This is a genomic window from Nocardioides scoriae (genome assembly GCF_900104965.1).
Taxonomy (GTDB): Bacteria; Actinomycetota; Actinomycetes; order Propionibacteriales; family Nocardioidaceae; genus Marmoricola; species Marmoricola scoriae.
This window is the reverse complement of record NZ_LT629757.1, coordinates 316,457-334,180: the sequence shown is the minus strand read 5'-3', so window position 1 is coordinate 334,180 and position 17,724 is coordinate 316,457. Positions and strand designations below refer to the sequence as shown.

14 protein-coding genes and 1 tRNA gene are annotated in these 17,724 nt (G+C 75.6%); 7 read left to right on the top strand and 8 right to left on the bottom strand.

Annotation, left to right across the window (positions count from 1 at the left end; all coding sequences use genetic code 11):
- Together BLU55_RS01605 and BLU55_RS01600 are read left to right on the top strand one after the other, a co-directional pair.
- Window positions 1-2,322: an SCO7613 C-terminal domain-containing membrane protein gene (locus BLU55_RS01605; protein ID WP_091725364.1), complete on the top strand. Its 2,322-nt coding sequence runs from the start codon at window positions 1-3 to the stop codon at window positions 2,320-2,322.
- A 23-nt stretch (window positions 2,323-2,345) separates the two neighbouring features.
- The gene (locus BLU55_RS01600; protein WP_091725363.1) at window positions 2,346-2,738 is read left to right on the top strand and encodes a globin; all 393 of its coding nucleotides are present in this window, start codon (window positions 2,346-2,348) and stop codon (window positions 2,736-2,738) included.
- Here BLU55_RS01600 and BLU55_RS01595 read toward each other — a convergent pair.
- Window positions 2,731-3,579: an acyl-CoA thioesterase gene (locus tag BLU55_RS01595; RefSeq protein ID WP_091725362.1), complete on the bottom strand. Its 849-nt coding sequence runs from the start codon at window positions 3,577-3,579 to the stop codon at window positions 2,731-2,733. The two genes, BLU55_RS01600 and BLU55_RS01595, sit on opposite strands and share 8 nt — an antisense overlap.
- Before the next feature lie 74 nt (window positions 3,580-3,653).
- Here BLU55_RS01595 and BLU55_RS01590 point away from each other — a divergent pair, with 74 nt between their 5' ends.
- Window positions 3,654-4,868, top strand: a complete 1,215-nt coding sequence (locus tag BLU55_RS01590; protein ID WP_091725361.1) for an acetyl-CoA C-acetyltransferase — start codon at window positions 3,654-3,656, stop codon at window positions 4,866-4,868.
- Between the two features lie 49 nt (window positions 4,869-4,917).
- Window positions 4,918-5,421: a MarR family winged helix-turn-helix transcriptional regulator gene (locus BLU55_RS01585; protein ID WP_091725360.1), complete on the top strand. Its 504-nt coding sequence runs from the start codon at window positions 4,918-4,920 to the stop codon at window positions 5,419-5,421.
- Between the two features lie 18 nt (window positions 5,422-5,439).
- Here the strand turns inward: BLU55_RS01585 and ettA are convergent, their stop codons facing one another.
- Window positions 5,440-7,122: an energy-dependent translational throttle protein EttA gene (gene ettA, locus BLU55_RS01580; protein WP_091725359.1), complete on the bottom strand. Its 1,683-nt coding sequence runs from the start codon at window positions 7,120-7,122 to the stop codon at window positions 5,440-5,442.
- A 31-nt stretch (window positions 7,123-7,153) separates the two neighbouring features.
- On the bottom strand, window positions 7,154-8,497 hold the full coding sequence (locus BLU55_RS01575; protein WP_091725357.1) for an aminotransferase-like domain-containing protein: 1,344 nt from the start codon (window positions 8,495-8,497) through the stop codon (window positions 7,154-7,156).
- Between the two features lie 86 nt (window positions 8,498-8,583).
- Here BLU55_RS01575 and BLU55_RS01570 point away from each other — a divergent pair, with 86 nt between their 5' ends.
- Window positions 8,584-9,276 (top strand): pyridoxamine 5'-phosphate oxidase family protein, encoded by a 693-nt coding sequence (locus tag BLU55_RS01570; RefSeq protein WP_091725355.1) that lies wholly within the window; start codon window positions 8,584-8,586, stop codon window positions 9,274-9,276.
- A gap of 3 nt (window positions 9,277-9,279) precedes the next feature.
- Here BLU55_RS01570 and BLU55_RS01565 read toward each other — a convergent pair whose 3' ends face one another.
- The 4 genes from BLU55_RS01565 to BLU55_RS01550 all read right to left on the bottom strand — a co-directional run bounded on the left by BLU55_RS01565 (window position 9,280) and on the right by BLU55_RS01550 (window position 14,423).
- Entirely contained in the window at window positions 9,280-9,723 is a 444-nt protein-coding gene (locus tag BLU55_RS01565; RefSeq protein WP_091725354.1) for a single-stranded DNA-binding protein, read from the bottom strand.
- A 163-nt stretch (window positions 9,724-9,886) separates the two neighbouring features.
- Window positions 9,887-11,551 carry a P-loop NTPase family protein gene (locus BLU55_RS01560; RefSeq protein ID WP_091725352.1) on the bottom strand — a complete coding sequence of 555 codons (1,665 nt, stop codon included), beginning with the start codon at window positions 11,549-11,551 and terminating at the stop codon, window positions 9,887-9,889.
- Window positions 11,548-13,263, bottom strand: coding sequence for a dynamin family protein (locus tag BLU55_RS01555; RefSeq protein WP_231916994.1), 1,716 nt, complete (start codon window positions 13,261-13,263; stop codon window positions 11,548-11,550). The genes BLU55_RS01560 and BLU55_RS01555 overlap by 4 nt, the downstream gene beginning before the upstream one ends.
- A complete protein-coding gene (locus BLU55_RS01550) occupies window positions 13,260-14,423 on the bottom strand; it encodes a PrsW family intramembrane metalloprotease (protein ID WP_091725351.1) in 1,164 nt (387 codons plus the stop codon). Before BLU55_RS01550 ends, BLU55_RS01555 begins: the two co-directional genes overlap by 4 nt.
- A gap of 40 nt (window positions 14,424-14,463) precedes the next feature.
- Between BLU55_RS01550 and BLU55_RS01545 the strand changes: the two genes are divergently transcribed.
- A complete protein-coding gene (locus BLU55_RS01545; RefSeq protein WP_231916993.1) occupies window positions 14,464-15,927 on the top strand; it encodes an aminopeptidase P family protein in 1,464 nt (487 codons plus the stop codon).
- Window positions 15,928-15,949: 22 nt separating this feature from the next.
- On the opposite strand, the gene BLU55_RS01540 is transcribed toward BLU55_RS01545, so the two are convergent.
- On the bottom strand, window positions 15,950-17,491 hold the full coding sequence (locus BLU55_RS01540) for a serine/threonine-protein kinase (protein ID WP_172833846.1): 1,542 nt from the start codon (window positions 17,489-17,491) through the stop codon (window positions 15,950-15,952).
- 98 nt (window positions 17,492-17,589) lie between these two features.
- Here BLU55_RS01540 and BLU55_RS01535 point away from each other — a divergent pair.
- Window positions 17,590-17,662, top strand: a tRNA-Arg gene (locus BLU55_RS01535).
- Window positions 17,663-17,724 lie beyond the last annotated feature (62 nt).

Here is a 17,724-nt window from a genome sequence, read left to right as displayed (position 1 = left end):
ATGAGCCGCCTCCTGGACCCCACCGTCTGCCCGGACTGCCGCGCCGCGCTGGACCCGCGGGCCACCTGCACGGGGTGCGGGCTGCAGCTGCGCGGTGAGCTCGCCACCCGGCTGTGGCAGACGATGCGCACCGCCGACAGCCTGGTCGAGGGGCTGCGCGCGCAGCCGCTGCCGTTGCCCGCCGAGCCGGGCGCCGCCCCCGTGCCACCGCCCGCCGACCAGCAGCGCCACCACGTCCGGCTCCCGGCGGCGTCGGTGCCGACCGTCCTGCTCGGTCTCGGCGGGCTGTGCCTGATGGTCTTCGCGCTGGTCTTCGTCGGCGTCGCCTGGGACGTGCTCGGGCTGCTCGGCCGCACCCTGGTGCTGCTCGGCGTCACGGGCGCGGTCGCGGCGGTGGCCGACCTGGTCACCCGGCGCGGGCTGCGCACGTCGGCCGAGGTGCTGTGGCTGGTGACGGCCGGCATGCTCACGGTCGACGTGTACGCCGCGTGCTCGGCCGGGCTGCTCGGCCTCGACGCCCTCGCCGAGCGCGAGGTGCACGCCCTCGCGGGCGGCACCCTGCTCGCGCTCGGCGCCGGCGTGGCCACCTGGGTGCGCACCCGCCGCAGCGGCAGCCACCCCGCCCCCGTCCGCGAGCTGCTGGGCCTGCAGGTCGTGGCCGTGGTGGGGGCCCTCGTCGTGACGGTCGCCCAGGCCTGGGACCGGCCCGACCCCGTGGCGGGGTCGGCGGTGCTGGTGCCGCTGCTCGGGCTCCTCGCCTGGCTGCTGCACCGCCCCGTGCGCCGGGTCGGCGCCGGTCTCGCCGTGCTGGCGCTGCTGACCTGGCTCGTGCTGCTCGTCTCGCTGTCGACCGGCCCCGCGACGCTCGGCTCGCCCACCCTCGACCTCGTGGCCGGCTCGCTGCTGGTCGTCGCGGCCGCGGCCGTGGCGTCCGCGGCGTCGGCCGTGGCCCGCGCCGCCGGTGCGCTCACCGCGCTGGGCGCGCTGTGGGCGGCCGGGGTGCTCGTGGTCCGTCCGCTCGTCGCGCTCGCGCAGTGGTCCGAGGCGGGCCGGTCGCCCGCGTCGGCCGCCGTCGCGCCCGTCACCTCCCCCGTCACGTCGGCCGTCGCGTCGCCCGCCGGCTGGACGTCGCTGCTGCTGGCCGTGGTGGTGCTCGTGGCCGGCGCGGCTCTGGTCCGCCTCCTGGAGCGCCGCCCGACCTCGGCCCGGCGGGCGTGGGTGGCCCTGGTGCCGGCCGTGCTCGCGGTCGGCGTGACCGGTCTCGCGCTGACCCTGGACGCGCCGCTGTGGGGGGTCGTGCTGGTGGGCCTGGTCGCCGCCGGGACCGCCGGCGCCGCCGCCTGGTGGGCGCGCGACGACGCCCTCGTGGCCTGGTCGACCAGCGCCGTGGCGGCGTACCCCGCGCTGCTGGCCACCGGCTTCGCCCTCACCTCGAGCACGGCGCTGCTGCCGGCCCTGACGCTGACCGCGCTCGGGCTGCCGCTGCTGGCGGCGCTCGTGCTGCGCGACCGCACCGGGTCGGCGGCCTCCGCGGGCACCCTGGCCGTGCTGGCCGCGGGCACCGGCGGCGCCGCGCTGGGGGCCTGGGGGCTCCAGCTCGGCGTCGAGCCCGACCTGCGCGCGCTCGCCGTGGCGGCGTACGCCGGGCTGGTGGCCCTGGTCGCCGCGTCCACCCGGACCACCGCCGCCCGTCTCGGCCTCGAGGCCACCGCTGCCGTCCTGGCCCTGGTCGCGGTCACCACGACGGACGACGACCGGGCCGCGGCCGCGTGCCTGACCGTCGTCGGCACGGCCGTCGCGCTGCTCGCGGTGCTGCGGCGCGACCGCCAGGACCTCGGCTGGGTCGCCGCGGTGGTCCTCGCGGCGGCCACGGCGCTGCGGGTGGTGGTCGAGGAGCCCGCGCCCGAGCTGGTCACGCTGCCGGCGGCCGCGCTGCTCGTCGCCGCGGGCGCCTGGCGGCTGCACCGCGAGCGGGGGCTCGGCAGCGCCCGGGTGCTCGGCAGCGGCCTGTCGCTGGCGCTGCTGCCCAGCCTGCTGCTGGCGCTGGGCGACCCGGTCTCGGTGCGGGGCGCGCTGCTGGGGGCCGCGGCCGTGCTGACCCTGGCCTGGGGCGTCACGCAGCGGCTGACGGCGCCGTTCGTCGCGGGCGCGGCCGTCACCGCGCTGCTCGTGCTGCGCCACCTCGAGCCGGTCGCCGACGCGGTCCCGCGCTGGGTCACCATCGGCGCGGTGGGCGTGGTGCTGCTGGTCCTCGGGGTCACCTGGGAGTCCGGGCTGCGCAACCTGGCGCGGGCCCGGCGCTACCTGGGCGACCTGCGCTGAGCCCCGGACGGCACAATGGCCCGGTGAGCACCTTCTACGACGAGATCGGCGGGAGCACCACGATCCGCAGGATCGTGCACCGCTTCTACGAGGGGGTCGCGACCGACGAGGTGATGCGCCCGATGTACCCCGAGGCCGACCTCGGCCCCGCGGAGGAGCGCTTCGCGCTGTTCCTCGAGCAGTACTGGGGCGGCCCGACCACCTACTCCGAGCGGCGCGGCCACCCCCGGCTGCGGATGCGCCACGCGCCGTTCGCGGTGACGCCGACGGCCGCGCAGCACTGGCTGACGCACTTCCGGGCCGCGCTCGACGAGGTGGCGCTGCCGCCCGAGCAGGACCAGCAGTTCTGGGACTACGTCACCCACGCCGCGCAGTTCATGGTCAACACCCCCGAGGAGCCCGGCCCCGTCAGCTGAGCTCCTGCTGCAGCCGGACCCGCTGCGCCTCCGGCATCGGGCGCGGCCGCTGGGTCTCGGGGTCGAAGCAGACCAGCACGACCGTGGAGGTCGCCAGCACCGTCGGCTCCCCCCGCTCGTCGGGCACCGACGGGTCGACGAGCTCGGCCTCGACGGTGAACGACGACGACCCCAGGTGGCCGATCCGGGCCCGCGCGTCGTACGCCGCCTCCCGCCGCCGCGGCGCCGGTCCGACCAGCCGCAGGTCGGTGCGTGCGACCACCACCCGGCCCCAGTCCTCGCCGCGGGTGTGCAGGTCGGTGAAGTAGCGGATCCGCGCCTCCTGGAAGTACTCCAGCACGGCGTCGTCGCGGGCCTCCCCCGCCACCCCGAGGTCCGAGCGGCGCACCACGACCGGCGACGAGTGGCGCGGCGGACCCGCCGAGCGCTGCACCGGGCGCCAGTCGTGGTCCGGCTCCGGCTGGAGCAGTCCCCCGGCACGGGCCCCGACCTCGACACCGGGCTCGACACCGGGCTCGAGCACCGTGGTCGCCCGCAGGTGCGTCACCCGGCCGTCCGGGGTGTCGTCGTGGACCTCGTGCGCCAGCACCAGCTGCTCGGGCGAGGACGCCACCACCCAGGTGTCGACCAGCGCGGGGCGGCGCCCGAAGACCAGCGGCGCCACGAAGTCGAGGCGGTGCTCCCGCACGGCCCGGTGCACGTCGTCCGGCCCGGCGCCCAGCGCCTCGGCCAGGAAGGCCTCGCGGGCCTCGGTGACGTAGTCGAGGTAGGTCACGTTGTTGACGTGGGCGAGCAGGTCCATGTCGGCCCAGCGCATCGGGCAGGCGTAGGTGTGCGGCACGCGACGATCGTCCCAGGTCTAGGCTGGTCGTCGGCTACCGGCCGGTAGCCATCCCCGGACGCCCAGGAGCACCCATGCCCGAAGCCGTGATCGTCGCCGCCGCCCGCACCCCCATCGGGCGCGCCAACAAGGGCTCGCTCAAGGACTTCCGGCCCGACGACCTCACCGCCCTCGCCGTGCAGGCGGCGCTGGACAAGATCCCCGCGCTCGACCCCACCACGATCGACGACCTGATCCTGGGCTGCGGCCTGCCCGGCGGCGAGTCCGGCTTCAACATGGGCCGGGTCGTCTCCACCCTGCTGGGCCTCGACTCGGTCCCCGGCACCACCGTCACCCGCTACTGCTCCTCCTCGGTGCAGACCTCGCGGATGGCGCTGCACGCGATCAAGGCCGGCGAGGGCGACGTGTTCGTCTCCGCCGGCGTCGAGACCGTGTCGCGCTTCGCCAAGGGCACCTCCGACCACCTCCCCGGCACGGTCAACCCGCGCTTCGACGACGCGCAGAGCCGCAGCGCGACGCTGGCCGAGGGCGGCCACGACTGGCACGACCCCCGCGAGGACGGCGCCCTGCCCGACATCTACGTCGCCATGGGCCAGACGGCCGAGAACGTCGCGAAGCTGCGGGGCCTCGACCGCAAGGAGCTCGACGAGTTCGGCGTCCGCAGCCAGAACCTCGCCGAGAAGGCCATCGCCGACGGGTTCTGGGCTCGCGAGATCACCCCGGTCACCACCCCCGACGGCACCGTCGTCACGGCCGACGACGGCCCCCGCGCCGGCGTCACCTACGAGTCGGTCGCCGGCCTCAAGCCGGTCTTCCGCCCCGACGGCGTGGTCACCGCCGGCAACTGCTGCGGCCTCAACGACGGCGCCGCGGCCGTGGTCGTCATGTCCGACACCAAGGCGGCCGAGCTCGGGCTGACCCCGCTCGCCCGCATCGTCTCCACCGGCGTCAGCGGCCTGTCCCCCGAGATCATGGGCCTCGGCCCCGTCGAGGCCACCCGGCGCGCGCTCGCGATCGCCGGCATGTCGATCGGCGACATCGACCTCGTCGAGATCAACGAGGCCTTCGCCGCGCAGGTCGTCCCGTCGTACCAGGAGCTCGGGATCGACCTCGACCGGCTCAACGTCAACGGCGGCGCGATCGCGGTCGGCCACCCCTTCGGCATGACCGGGGCCCGGCTGCAGAACACGATGATCAACTCGCTGGACTGGCACGACAAGTCGACCGGTCTCATCACCATGTGCGTCGGCGGCGGCCAGGGCATGGCCATGATCCTCGAGCGCGTGTGAACCGCTCCTGAGGTCTCCTCGACCCCGTGGCCGCACCTATGATGCGGCCATGGGGTCTCGGAGGGATGCAGCGGACGACGTCCAGTGGCTCGCGCGCGAGCAGCAGCAGTCGTGGCGCGCCTACATCATGGGGACCGAGCTGCTCCAGCACCAGCTCGACCGCGAGCTCCGCGAGGAGCACGACATCTCCTTCAGCGAGTACGAGATCCTCGTGCGGCTCTCGGAGACGCCCGACCGCCGGATGCGGATGGCACTGCTGGCCGACGCGATGACGCACTCGCGCAGCCGCGTGACGCACACCATCGCCCGGATGGAGCGCGCCGGCCTCGTCGAGCGCCACGCGTCGGAGTCCGACGGCCGCGGCGTCGAGGCCGTGATGACCCAGCAGGGCCACGACCTGCTGGTGCGCGCGGCCCCCAGCCACGTGCGCAGCGTGCGCAAGCACCTCGTCGACCTCGCCTCGCCCGAGGACTTCGAGGCCCTCGGCCGGATCTTCGACGAGGTCAGCGACCGGCTGCTGCGGGGCAAGCCCGCCAGCGCCGACATCCGCTGACGGGCCCGCCCGGCTCCGCTAGTCGCGGGTCAGGCGACGGTGGGTGACGCGGTGCGGCCGCGCCGCCTCCACGCCCAGGCGCTCGATCTTGTTGGCCTCGTACGACGCGAAGTTGCCCTCGAACCAGAACCAGCTGCCCGGCTCGTCGGCGGTGCCCTCCCAGGCCAGGATGTGCGTGGCCGTGCGGTCGAGGAACCACCGGTCGTGGGAGGTGATGACCGCGCAGCCCGGGAACTCCAGCAGCGCGTCCTCCAGCGAGGACAGCGTCTCGACGTCGAGGTCGTTGGTGGGCTCGTCGAGGAGCAGCATGTTGCCGCCCATCTTGAGCGTCAGCGCCAGGTTGAGCCGGTTGCGCTCGCCACCGGAGAGCACGTTGGCCTTCTTCTGCTGGTCGGGGCCCTTGAAGCCGAACGACGCGACGTAGGCGCGCGAGTTCATCTCGAAGTTGGCGACCTTGATGAAGTCGAGCCCGTCGGAGACGACCTCCCAGACGTTCTTGCTGGCGTCGAGGCCACCGCGGCTCTGGTCGACGTAGGAGATCTTGACGGTCTTGCCGACCGTCAGGTCGCCGGCGTCGGGCTGCTGCTGGTCGACAATCATCTTGAACAGCGTGGTCTTGCCGACGCCGTTGGGGCCGATGACGCCCACGATGCCGGCGCGCGGCAGCGAGAAGGACAGGTCGTCGATGAGGATCCGGTCGCCGAAGCCCTTGGTCAGGTGGTCGGCCTCGAGGACGACGTCGCCCAGGCGCGGGCCGGCGGGGATGTTGATCTCCGAGGTGTCGATCTTGCGCATCCGGTCGGCCTCGGCCGCCATCTCCTCGTAGCGCGCGAGCCGCGAGCGGCTCTTGGTCTGGCGGGCCTTGGCGTTGGAGCGGACCCACTCGAGCTCGCGCTCGAGCATCTTGGCGCGCTTGGCGTCCTTCTGGCCCTCGATCTTGAGGCGGTCCTTCTTGGTCTCCAGGTAGGTGGAGTAGTTGCCCTCGTAGGGGTGGGTCTGGCCGCGGTCGAGCTCGAGGATCCACGTGGCCACGTTGTCGAGGAAGTAGCGGTCGTGGGTCACGGCCAGGACGGCGCCCGGGTAGCCCGCGAGGTGGCCCTCCAGCCACTGCACCGACTCGGCGTCGAGGTGGTTGGTGGGCTCGTCGAGGAGCAGCAGGTCGGGCTGCTGGAGGAGCAGCTTGCACAGCGCCACGCGACGGCGCTCACCACCGGAGAGCTGGTCGACGATCGCGTCCGGCGGGGGGCAGCGCAGCGCGTCCATCGCCTGGTCGAGGCGGGAGTCGAGGTCCCACGCGTTGGCGTGGTCGAGGTCGGTCTGGAGGTCGCCCATCTCGCCGAGGAGCTTGTCGTAGTCGGCGTCAGGGTCCGCCAGCTCCTCGGAGATGGCGTTGTAGCGGTCGAGCTTGGCCTTGATCTCGCCGACCGCCTCCTCGACGTTCTCCAGGACGGTGCGGCCCTCGGACAGCGGCGGCTCCTGCTGGAGCATGCCGACGGTGGCCTCGGGGGCCAGCATCGCGTCGCCGTTGTTGGCCTGCTCGAGCCCCGCCATGATCTTCAGCAGGGTGGACTTGCCGGTGCCGTTGGGCCCGACGACGCCGATCTTGGCGTCGGGCAGGAACGACAGCGTGACGTTGTCGAGGACCACCTTGTCGCCGTGGGCCTTGCGGACGTTGTGCAGCGTGTAGACGTATTCAGCCATGGTGACCCCAGCCTAAGGGCTGGGCGCAGGATCAGCCGCGCTCGCACCCGGCGACCAGCGCCGCCAGCGCCCGCTCGAGCTGCTCGTCGGTGCAGCCACCGACCCCCAGGACGATCCCGGTCGCGGTCGCGGTGCGGCAGTAGTCGGCGAGCAGGGGCACGTCGAACCCCGCCTCGCGGGCGGCGTCGCGGGCGGCGAGCGCCCGCTGGGCAGGCATCCGCCACGCGGCGTACATCCCCGCGGGCGGGCCGGCGAGCTCGCCGTGCGGCGCGAGCGCCTCGACCACCCGCGGCAGCCGCCGGGCGTAGACGCGTCGCCCGGAGCGGACCACCCGGTCGACGTAGCCGTCGCGCAGCAGGGACACGAAGGCGCGCTGGACCGGCCACGGCACGGCGTCGTGGGTCGCCTCGCGCAGCGCCACCACCCGCTCGTGCACGGCCGGCGGCGCGACCAGCCAGCCGAGCCGGAGGCTGGGCGCCACCGACTTCGACGCGGTGCCGACGTAGGCGACCTGCTCCCGGTCGAGCGCGGCCATCGCCGGGACGGGAGCGACGTCCCAGCGGAACTCCGAGTCGTAGTCGTCCTCGACGACCAGCGCGCCCGCCGCCCGCGCCACCTCGAGGGTCGCCAGCCGCTCGCCGGCGGGGAGCACGAGGCCGAGGGGGTGCTGGTGGGCCGGGGTGAGGTACGCCGCGGCGCACCCCCGCAGCGTCACGGGCGCCCGTCCGGGCTCGAGGTCGCGGACCTCGCGCCCCGTCGCCCGCGCCAGGGCCACGACCGCGCGGTAGCCCGGGTCCTCGACGGCCACCGCGCCGGCGGGCAGGGTGAGGAGCAGGTGGCGCAGGGCGTCGGTGGTCCCGACCGTCGTCATCACCTCGTCGGCACCCACGACCAGTCCGCGGGTGCGGGCGAGCCGCTCGGCGATCGCCTCGCGCAGCTCGGGCAGGCCGCGCGGGTCGTCGTACCCCGTGGGTGGCCGGGCGGCCGACACCTCGCGCCACGCCCGCCGCCACCCCGCGCGGTGGCGCGGGTCCACCCACGGCGTGCCGGTCCCCATCCCGACCAGTCCCCCACGCTGCCGGGGCGAGGGGTGCCCCGGCCGCACCGGCGGCGCCAGCCCGGCCGAGGCGACGACCGTGCCGGCCCCGCGGTGGGCGCGGGCCCAGCCCTCGGCCACCAGCTGGTCGTAGGCCTGCTGCACGACCGCGCGCGAGACACCCAGCTCCGCGGCCAGGGTGCGGGTGCCGGGGAGCCGGTCCTCGAGGCCGAGGGTGCCGTCGAGGACCAGCGCCCGCAGCTGGCCCGCCACCTGGGCCGGCAGCGGCACCGCGTCGGAGCGGTCGAGGGCGCGCAGCGGGACGCTCGCGGCAGTCACGGGGCCTCCCGGGGGGTGAAGTGGACTGCTGAACTACCCCTCAAGTGGACCATGACACCGGTCCACCTGGAGGGCAGGCTGGGCGCATGGCCGCTGCCGACCTCCCCAGCACCCCGCCCCTGTCCTCCACCCCGCGCACCCGGATCACCCGGCTGCGCGAGCGCGGGCGCACCGATCGCCAGGCGCTGCACGACCTGCTGGCCGACGGCCTGGTCGCCCACGTCGGGGTGGTGCGCGAGGGCCGGCCCGTCGTCGTGCCCAGTGCGTACGCCGTCGACCCGCAGGGCCCCGACGAGGCCGGCAGCCTCTACCTCCACGGGTCGGTGGGCGCCGGCTGGCTGGGCCGGATGGACGGCGCGGAGGTCTGCGTGACCGTGACCGAGCTCGACGGCCTCGTGCTGGCGCGCTCGGCCTTCCACCACTCGATGAACTACCGCTCGGCCGTGGTGCTCGGCCGCGCCCGGCTGGTCACGGACGCGGCCGAACGGCTCCGTGCCCTCGACGCGGTCGTCGACCAGGTCGTGCCCGGTCGCGCGGCGACGCTGCGCCCCATGACCCGCAAGGAGCTGGCCGCCACCGTCGTGCTGGCGGTGCCACTCGCCGAGGCGTCGGTCAAGGAGCGCGCCGGCGACGCGGGCGACGACGACGAGGACGTCGCGGCCGGCACCTGGGCGGGGACGCTGCCCCTGCGCCGCGCCTGCGACGGCGTCGTCAGCAACCCCGACTCGCACGACCGGGTGCCCGACGACGTGCGCCGGCGGGCCGCGCACTGGGCCTGAGGCTCAGGCGGCCGGCTGGACGGGCTCGGCCGGCGCACCGACAGCCGACCGGACCGGCTCCCCCGGATCGCCGGGCTCGAGCGGCTGCGGCCGCGTGGCCTTGCTGAAGGCGCTGGTGCCCTTGGTGAGGTCGTGGCCCACGAAGGTCGCGTCGACCACCCACGAGGTCGAGCTCGGGGCGTCGTCGTCGCGCTTCCAGACGTCGACGCGCACCCGGCCGTGGACCACGACGGCGTCACCGCGCCGCACGGACTCGCGGACGTTGGCGGCCAGGCCGCGCCAGCAGTTGACGGTGTACCACGAGGTCTCGCCGTTCACCCACGTGCCGGCTCGGTGGTAGCGCGGCGTCGAGCCGACCCGGAACGACGCCACCGTGGTCTCGCCCACCTCCCGCACGTCGACGTCTCCCCCGACCCAGCCCTGCAGGGTCACGTAGCTCTCGTTCATCGGTGGACCTCCGGAGTCGCATCGCCGGCGCCGGGTGCGCCGTGCGGCGACCGCAGTCCACCCCGTCGCGCCGACCGTGGGGACGCGTCGACGCCGGGCTGTGGACCCCGTCGCCGCGGACCACGGCTGTGGACGCCCGCGCCACGGGGCACGGCGGCCCGTGTCAGCGCAGCGCCGCGCGCAGCCCGTCGTGGACGCTGCGGTGGGCGGCCAGCTCGGCCCGCACCGGCGCCACCACGAGGTCGTCGGCGACCTCCACCACGCCGGCGCGCAGCCGCTTGTCGGCCTTGCGGGCGCGGGAGCGCGCGGCGATCCCGACCAGGACCCGGGCCAGCAGCGCCACCACCAGCCCGGCGGCCACGCCTCCGACGAGGAGCAGGGTCGGGAGCGCGAAGCCCTGGACCTCCGGCGTGCCCGGCTCGGGCAGCCGCAGGTAGGAGAACACCGCGAGGACCCCGAGCCACACGCCGCCGACCAGCGCGGTCAGCAGCAGCACCCACTGCAGCCCGCGGATCCCGCGGCACCACAGCGGCAGGTCACCCACGCCGAGGTCGGTCGTGGTGGCCACCCGGTCGAGCCGGTCGTCGAGGTCGTCGAAGCGGGAGACCGACGCGCGGCGCACCGCCCGCTGCCACGGGGGCGCGAGGTCGCGGCCGACCTGGTCGCCGAGGGCGCGCACGGTGGTCTCGACGCGGGCGTGCTGCACCTGGCCGGGGGCCGGGAGCGAGGACCGGGCCGCGACGACCAGGTCGCCCCCGCGGGTGCCGCGGTCGAGGTGGAGCCGGCGCAGCGGGTCGGGCTTGAACCGGGCCAGCCAGGACGTGACGGGCCAGCCGGTGGCCTGGCGGCCGCGCACCGTGGTGGCGCGCGCCACGGCGTCGACCACGACGGGCACGCCCGCCGCGTCGGCGAGGGCGTCGTGCAGCTCGCGGCGGTCGCGGTCGCGCAGCTCGCGCGGCTCGGCGTCACCGCTCTCGCGCTGCAGGGCCGTGGCGGCGTCGCCGACGTCGCCCGCGAGCCGGGCCCGGGCCGTGGCCTTGTCGGCCACCCGCCCGGCGACGGCGGCCCGCAGCTCCGGGATGCCCTCGCCGGTGCGGGCCGAGGTGGCCAGCACCGGGACGCCCTCGAGGCCGTCGAGCGCGAGCAGCCGACGCACGTCGTCGAGCACGGCCTCGCGGCGCTCGGGGGCGACCTGGTCGACGTGGTTGAGCACGACGAGCATCACCTCGCGGTGCGAGGCCAGGGGGGCCAGGAAGCGGCGGTGGAGCGCGGCATCGGCGTACTTCTGCGGGTCCAGCACCCAGACCATGAGGTCGGTGAGCCCCACCAGCCGCTCCACCTCGAGGTGGTGGGCGACCTCGGTGGAGTCGTGGTCGGGCAGGTCGAGGAGCACGAGGCCGTCGAGCACGGGCTCGCCGCGGCGCGGCGTCCGGTCGTCGAGCAGCGAGTCGCGCTGCACGCGGTGGCGGGCCGGCACCTCGAGCCAGTCGAGCAGCTCGCTGCCCGGGTCCTCGCCCCACACGCAGGCAGCGGCCTTCGACGTCGTCGGGCGGCGTACGCCGGTCGCGGCGATGTCGAGCCCGACCAGGGCGTTGAAGGTCGACGACTTGCCCGAGCCGGTCGCCCCGGCCAGGGCCACCACGGTGTGGCCGCCCGAGAGCTGCAACCGGGCGCCGGCCCGTCGGGTGACGGCCTCCGCCCGGTCGAGCAGGCCGTCGTCGAGCCGGCCGCGGCCGTGCTCGACCGCCTCGCCCAGCCCGGCGACCCGCTCCTCGAGCCGGTCGCCGCGGCGCAGCAGCCGCCGCGCACCCTCCATGACGCCACTCACGCGGCACCTCCGTTCGAGAACCGCAGGTCGTCGACGCGCCGGGCCAGCGTGCGCAGCCGGTCGGGCACGTCGTCGGGCAGGTCGAGGTCGCCCAGCAGGGCGGTGAAGCGTCGCTGCTCGGCGAGCATCAGCGCGTGGACGCGCTCGGCCAGGTCGGCGCGGGCGGTGGCGGCCAGGCGGCGCACGGCCTGGTCGCCGAAGACGGCCTCGAGCAGCTTCTGGCCCAGCACGGCCGACCCGCCGGCGATGCCGACCTCGGCCCCGGTCACGCCTCCGGTCGAGGCGAAGACCACGACCATCAGGGAGACCGAGAGGCCGTTGACGCCGTAGGCGAGGAACCGCGCGGTGCCGCGCTTGTCGGCACCCTCGGTGCGGACCAGGTCGAGCACCGCGGCCTGCCAGTCGCGGACCAGCCGCTCGGTCGCGGCGCGGCACTCCCGCGAGGCGCGCGAGAGGTCGGTGGCGGTGCCCTCGAGCACCTGGCGTCCGGCGGGGTCGGCCCGCCACGCGCCCTCGGCCCGCTCGGCGGCGGCCTCGGCGTTCTCGATGACGAGCGTCTGCAGGCCCGACTCGACGGCCACCGTGACCCGCTCGGCCTGCTGGGGCTTGCCCATCACGGCCGCGGTCACGCGGTCGCGCAGCCGGCTGATGCGGGACTCCAGGCCGCGCAGGAACTCGCCGGTGCCGACGAAGTCCTGCCAGCGGGCCAGCACCTCGCCGCGCAGCAGGGTGCCGTCGGCCGACGCGTCGTCCACGGCCGTCTCGGCCTGGGCGTAGGCCACCTCGACGTCGCGCTCGAGCCGCGAGCGGGTCTCCAGCTGCGCCGCGCCGGCGTCGGCGATGACGAAGCTGTCGCGGGCGACTGCCTTGACCGCGCCGTCGAGGGTCTGGCGCACGACGGCGCTGCGGGCGCCGGCGTCGGCGCCGAGCTCGGCGAGCCAGCCCCGGATCTCGGCGACCGCGTCGGCCGGGAGCAGGCCGTCGGACCCGAGCGGGCGCTCCTCGACGGTGAACAGCGGCGAGTCGCGCAGGCCGCGCGCGGTCAGCATCCGCGCCAGGTCGTGCGAGACGTCGGTCACCGCCTCGGGCGGGGTGCGGTCGAGCACGACCGCCACCGCGGCGCTGCGCTCGGCGGCGGTGCGCAGGAAGTCCCACGGCACCTGGTCGGCGTAGCGCGCCGCCGAGGTGACGAACAGCCACAGGTCGGCCGCCCCCAGGAGCTGGGTGGCCAGGGTGCGGTTGCGCGCCTCGACGGAGTCGATGTCGGGGGCGTCGAGCAGGGCCAGCCCCTGGGGCACCGACGTGGAGGCGACCAGGCGCAGCGCCTGCGGGTCGTCGGTGGAGCGCTCGGTGCGCTCGAGCTCGGGCAGCACCCGCTGCCGGTCGAACCACGCGGCGTCCTCGGGGTGGTGCACCAGCACCGGCGAGCGCGTGGTGGGGCGCAGCACGCCCGGCTCGGTGACCACCTGACCCACGAGGGAGTTGACCAGCGTCGACTTGCCGGCGCCGGTCGAGCCGCCGACGACCGCCAGCAGCGGCGCGTCGATCTCGCGCAGCCGGGGCAGGACGTAGTCCTCGAGCTGCTCGGCCATCTCGGTGCGGCGGGTGCGGTGGCCGGCCGAGCCCGGGACCTCCAGCGGCAGCCGGACCTGCTCGAGCGCGGCGTGCAGCGCCTGCAGGGTGCCGAGCATGTCGTCCGTCGGCGCGCTCACCAGGGGGTCCGCTGCTGCTCGGCGGGCACGACGGGCAGCTGGGCCTCGGTCGGTCTCGTCGGCTGCGGCCACAGCAGCGAGGGCCGCAGCGCGGCCATCCGGTCGACGTGCTCCTGGCCGAGGACCACGAAGTCGGACGGCGCGACGCCGCGCAGGTAGCGGTGGTGCAGGAAGCCCAGCTCCACGGCCTCGTGCTGGTAGGCGACCATCGTGCGGCGTGCGACCGCACCGCCGGCCGTCTCGGCGTACCTCCGGGCGAAGCGGCGCGCGCGGATGCCGGCGAGCCACGGCACCTCGGCGGGGTGCAGGAAGCCGCGCTCCGCGCAGTCCTCCAGCGCCCGGGTCAGCACCCGGCGCTCGCGGCGCCGCGACCAGATCGCGAAGCCGGCCAGCAGCAGGAAGGCCGGCACCATGAGGAAGACGTACGTCGCGAGCGCGTTGGCGCCGTCGTCGGCGACCAGCGAGCCGTTCCACGCGGCGTGGGCGGCCACGGCCAGCAGGTAGCCCACCAGCGGGCCGAGCACCCGCACCGCGGGGCTGCGGGTGGTCACGGCCAGGCCGACGCCGATGCCGATGAAGGAGGTGAAGAAGGGGTGCGCGAAGGGGCTGATGATGCCGCGCACGACGAACAGGCCGATCGCGCCGCCGACGCCCCCGGGCTGGCCGTCCTGGCCCATGTAGGCCGCCGACAGGTAGAGGATGTTCTCGGTGAAGGCGAACCCGATGCCGACCATGCCGGCGTACACCAGGCCGTCGAGGATGCCGTCGAGCTCGCGGCGCCGGAAGAAGAGCAGCAGCAGGACGAACAGGCCCTTGGAGGCCTCCTCGGTCACCGGGGCGACCACCGCGGTGCTCCACCCGTCGCTGGAGCCGACCAGCAGCCCGTCGGCGACCTGCAGCAGCAGCGCCGCCGAGGTGGCGACGAAGGCGCCCCAGCCCAGCGCGAGCACCAGCAGGCTGCGCGGCTCGGGCTCGTAGCGGTCGAGCCACATGTAGACCGCCACGAGCGGGGCGACGGGGAGCGCGGCCAGCACGACCCCGACCACGAGCGCGCCGGGGGCGCCGGAGAGCAGCAGCACCACGGCCATCACGACCGCCCCGAGCAGCATCACGACCGAGACGGCGACGGTGAACGCGGCGGAGCTGCGGCGTCGTTGCATGGGCGCAAGGGTAACGATCCCGCAGACGTAGCATGACCAGGTGAGCGCAGACCTCGGTGACAGCCAGACCCAGGACGCCCAGGAGCCCCGCGAGGAGGCCCTCGTGGACGCGGAGCCCCACGTGGAGAGCCACGACCCGCCGGTCCCGGACGCCTACGCGAGCTTCATGCGCACCGGCTGGGGCGAGCGCGAGCTCGACCTGCCGGCCCACCCGATCACGCGGTGGGCCGCGGCCCGTCGCGACCGGCTGGCGGCGCAGTTCCCGGGCGAGCGCCTCGTGGTGCCGGCCGGCGGGTTCAAGGTGCGGGCCAACGACACCGACTACCGGTTCCGCGCCGAGACCGCGCACACCTACCTCTCGGGCAACCAGACGACCGACGCGGTGCTGGTCCTCGAGGGCGGCGAGGCCGTCCTCTACGCCCGGCCGCGCAGCTCGCGCGCGACCGACGAGTTCTTCCGCGACCGGCAGTACGGCGAGCTGTGGGCCGGCCGCCGGCCCTCGCTGCGCGAGATCTCCGACTCGCTGGGCGTGGAGACCCGCCACCTCGAGGAGCTGCCGGACCGGCTCGACCAGTCGGCCAAGACCCGGGTGCTGCGCGGCACCGACCCCCGCGTCGACCGGCTCGTCCCGGGCGACCGGGGCCGCGACGACGAGCTGGCCCGGGTGCTGTCCGACCTGCGCCTGGTCAAGGACGAGTGGGAGCTCGGCGAGCTCCAGACCGCCTGCGACACGACGACCCTCGGCTTCGAGGACTCCGTGCGCGAGTGGGACCGGGTGCTCGAGCACGGCGAGCGCTGGATCGAGGGCACCTTCTTCCGCCGGGCCCGCGCCCACGGCAACGACATCGGCTACGACTCCATCGTCGGCGGCGGCGCCCACGCGACCACGCTGCACTGGACCGACAACTCCGGCCCGGTCACCCCGGGCGACCTGCTGCTGCTCGACATGGGCGCCGAGGCCACGTCGCTCTACACCGCCGACGTGACGCGCACGCTCCCGGTCGACGGCCGCTTCACCCCGCTCCAGCGCGACCTCTACTCCCTGGTGCTGGCCGCGCAGGAGGCCGGCTTCGAGGCGGTGCGGCCCGGCGCGGCGTTCCGGGGCGCCCACGAGGCCGCGATGTCGGTGCTGGCCCACGGCCTCGAGGACCTCGGCCTGCTCCCGGTGAGCGCCGAGGAGGCGCTGTCCCCCGACAGCCGGGTCTACGCCCGCTGGACGCTCCACGGCACCAGCCACATGCTCGGCATGGACGTCCACGACTGCGCGGCGACCGACCCCGCGACGTACCCCGGCGGCGAGCTGGCCGAGGGCATGGTGCTGACGGTCGAGCCCGGTCTGTACTTCCAGGAGGACGACCTGCTGGTGCCCGAGGAGCTGCGCGGCACCGGCATCCGCATCGAGGACGACCTGGTCGTCACCGCCGACGGCTACCGCAACCTCTCGGCCGCCCTGCCCCGCGACCCCGGCGCCGTCGAGGAGTGGATGGGCCGGCTGCGGGGCTGAGGCCCCGGGTCGGGCGGCGCACTCAGCCGGCCGAGGTGTCGGTGTCGAGCAGGTAGCCGCCTCCCGGTGCCTCGACGAGGCCCTCGATCTTGCGCTCGGTGCTGGTGGCGCCCCCGGTGGTGCGGTAGCGCAGCGTCACGTCCACCAGGTCGCTGCCCGGACGCGCCCTGGCCGCGAGCACGTCGACGGACTCGATGCCGCTCCAGAACCGGTCGTACGACGCCCGCCCCTGCGCCTTGAGGCTGGGACCGAGCATCGCCCAGGCCTCGTCGGTGCCGCCGGGGGCGGCGGCGAAGTAGTCCCGGACCAGCTGCTCCCGGGCCGCGGCCCCCGTGGCCGAGCCGGAGGCGGACGCCGAGGGCGACTCCGACGGCGTCTCCGTGGGCGAGGCGGAGGCCGACGCGGACGGCGACTCCGAGGGGCTGTCGGACGGGGTCGCCGACGGGGTCCTGGACGGCGTGGCGGACGGGGTGGCCGACGCGTCCGCACCGCTCGCGGCGCCGTCGTCCCCCGTCACCCGGCCCAGCGCCCAGGCCCCGCCCAGGACGGCGACCACGAGCAGGAGCACGAGGGCGGCCGGCCACCGGCGCCGGCGCTCTCGCGGCCGGGTCCGCCCCGGGGTCGGGTCGGGGGCAGGGTCCGGGGTCGGGTCCGGGGTCGGGTCCGGGGTCGGGTCCGGGGTGGACGCGGTCGTGGGGTCGGGCGCCGGGGCCACCGCGGCCGGTCCGGTCACCGTGCGGGCCAGCGTGGCCTCGGGGCGACCCCCGTCGGCCACCCGCCGGAGCACGTGGGCGGCGTCGGCCATCGACCACCGCGACGCCGGGTCGCGGTCGAGCATCCGGTCCAGGGCCGGGGCGAGCACGCCCGCCCGGAGGGGCGGCTCGGGCGGCCGGGTGACGATCTCGTGCAGCACCGCGACCGGGTTGCTCTGCGTGGCGTACGGCGGGGCGCCCTCGACGGCGGCGTACAGCGTCGCGCCGAGCGCCCAGACGTCGTCGCCCGGCGTGGGCGTCGCGCCGCGGGCCAGCTCGGGCGAGAAGTAGCTCGGCGTGCCCGTGAGGCTGCCGGCGAGGGTGAGGGTGTGCTCGCCCTCGGTGCGGGCGATCCCGAAGTCGCTGATCTTGGCCACGCCGTCCTCGCGGACCAGCACGTTGCCCGGCTTCACGTCGCGGTGCACTGTGCCGGCGCGGTGCAGGGCCACGAGCCCGTCGGCGACCTGGGCGCCGATCTCGGCGGCGACGGCCGGGTCGAGCGGGCCGTCCTGCTTGATGATCTCCGAGAGCGAGCGGCCTCGGACCAGCTCCATGACCAGCCAGACCTCCCCCGCCTCCTCGACGACGTCGTAGACGGTGACGACGTGGGGGTGGCTCAGCCCGGCGGACGACCGGGCCTCGCGCAGCGCCCGCGCGGTGTCGGTGAGCGACTCGCCGGGCATCCGACCGACCTGCTTGACGGCGACCACGCGCTGCAGCACCTCGTCGCGGCAGGCCCAGACCGTGCCCATGCCGCCGCGTCCGACCTCGGACTCGACGCGGTAGCGACCGCCGATCACCTTTGGCTGCATCGTGTCCTCTCGCGGGGTCGGGCGCCGTGGGACGCCTCGTCCCGGCGTACCCAGGCGTGCGTCGGGCACGCGCCCGACCTCTGGCATGCTGGTCTCAGGCCCCTGTAGCTCAGCGGATAGAGCGAGAGCCTTCTAATCTCTTGGTCGCAGGTTCGATTCCTGCCGGGGGCGCGTTGAAGGTGCAGGTCGGAGCGGTGCCAACGGTCATCCCACACAGCACGGGAGGCGGGATT

Bases quoted from the DNA above. Each gene is read 5' to 3' on its own strand.
- BLU55_RS01605 (WP_091725364.1), top strand. From the start codon at position 1: ATGAGCCGCCTCCTGGACCCCACCGTCTGCCCGGACTGCCGCGCCGCG.
- BLU55_RS01590 (WP_091725361.1), top strand. From the start codon at position 3,654: ATGCCCGAAGCCGTGATCGTCGCCGCCGCCCGCACCCCCATCGGGCGC.
- BLU55_RS01585 (WP_091725360.1), top strand. From the start codon at position 4,918: ATGGGGTCTCGGAGGGATGCAGCGGACGACGTCCAGTGGCTCGCGCGC.
- ettA (WP_091725359.1), bottom strand. From the start codon at position 7,122: ATGGCTGAATACGTCTACACGCTGCACAACGTCCGCAAGGCCCACGGC.
- BLU55_RS01570 (WP_091725355.1), top strand. From the start codon at position 8,584: ATGGCCGCTGCCGACCTCCCCAGCACCCCGCCCCTGTCCTCCACCCCG.
- BLU55_RS01565 (WP_091725354.1), bottom strand. From the start codon at position 9,723: ATGAACGAGAGCTACGTGACCCTGCAGGGCTGGGTCGGGGGAGACGTC.
- BLU55_RS01550 (WP_091725351.1), bottom strand. From the start codon at position 14,423: ATGCAACGACGCCGCAGCTCCGCCGCGTTCACCGTCGCCGTCTCGGTC.
- BLU55_RS01540 (WP_172833846.1), bottom strand. From the start codon at position 17,491: ATGCAGCCAAAGGTGATCGGCGGTCGCTACCGCGTCGAGTCCGAGGTC.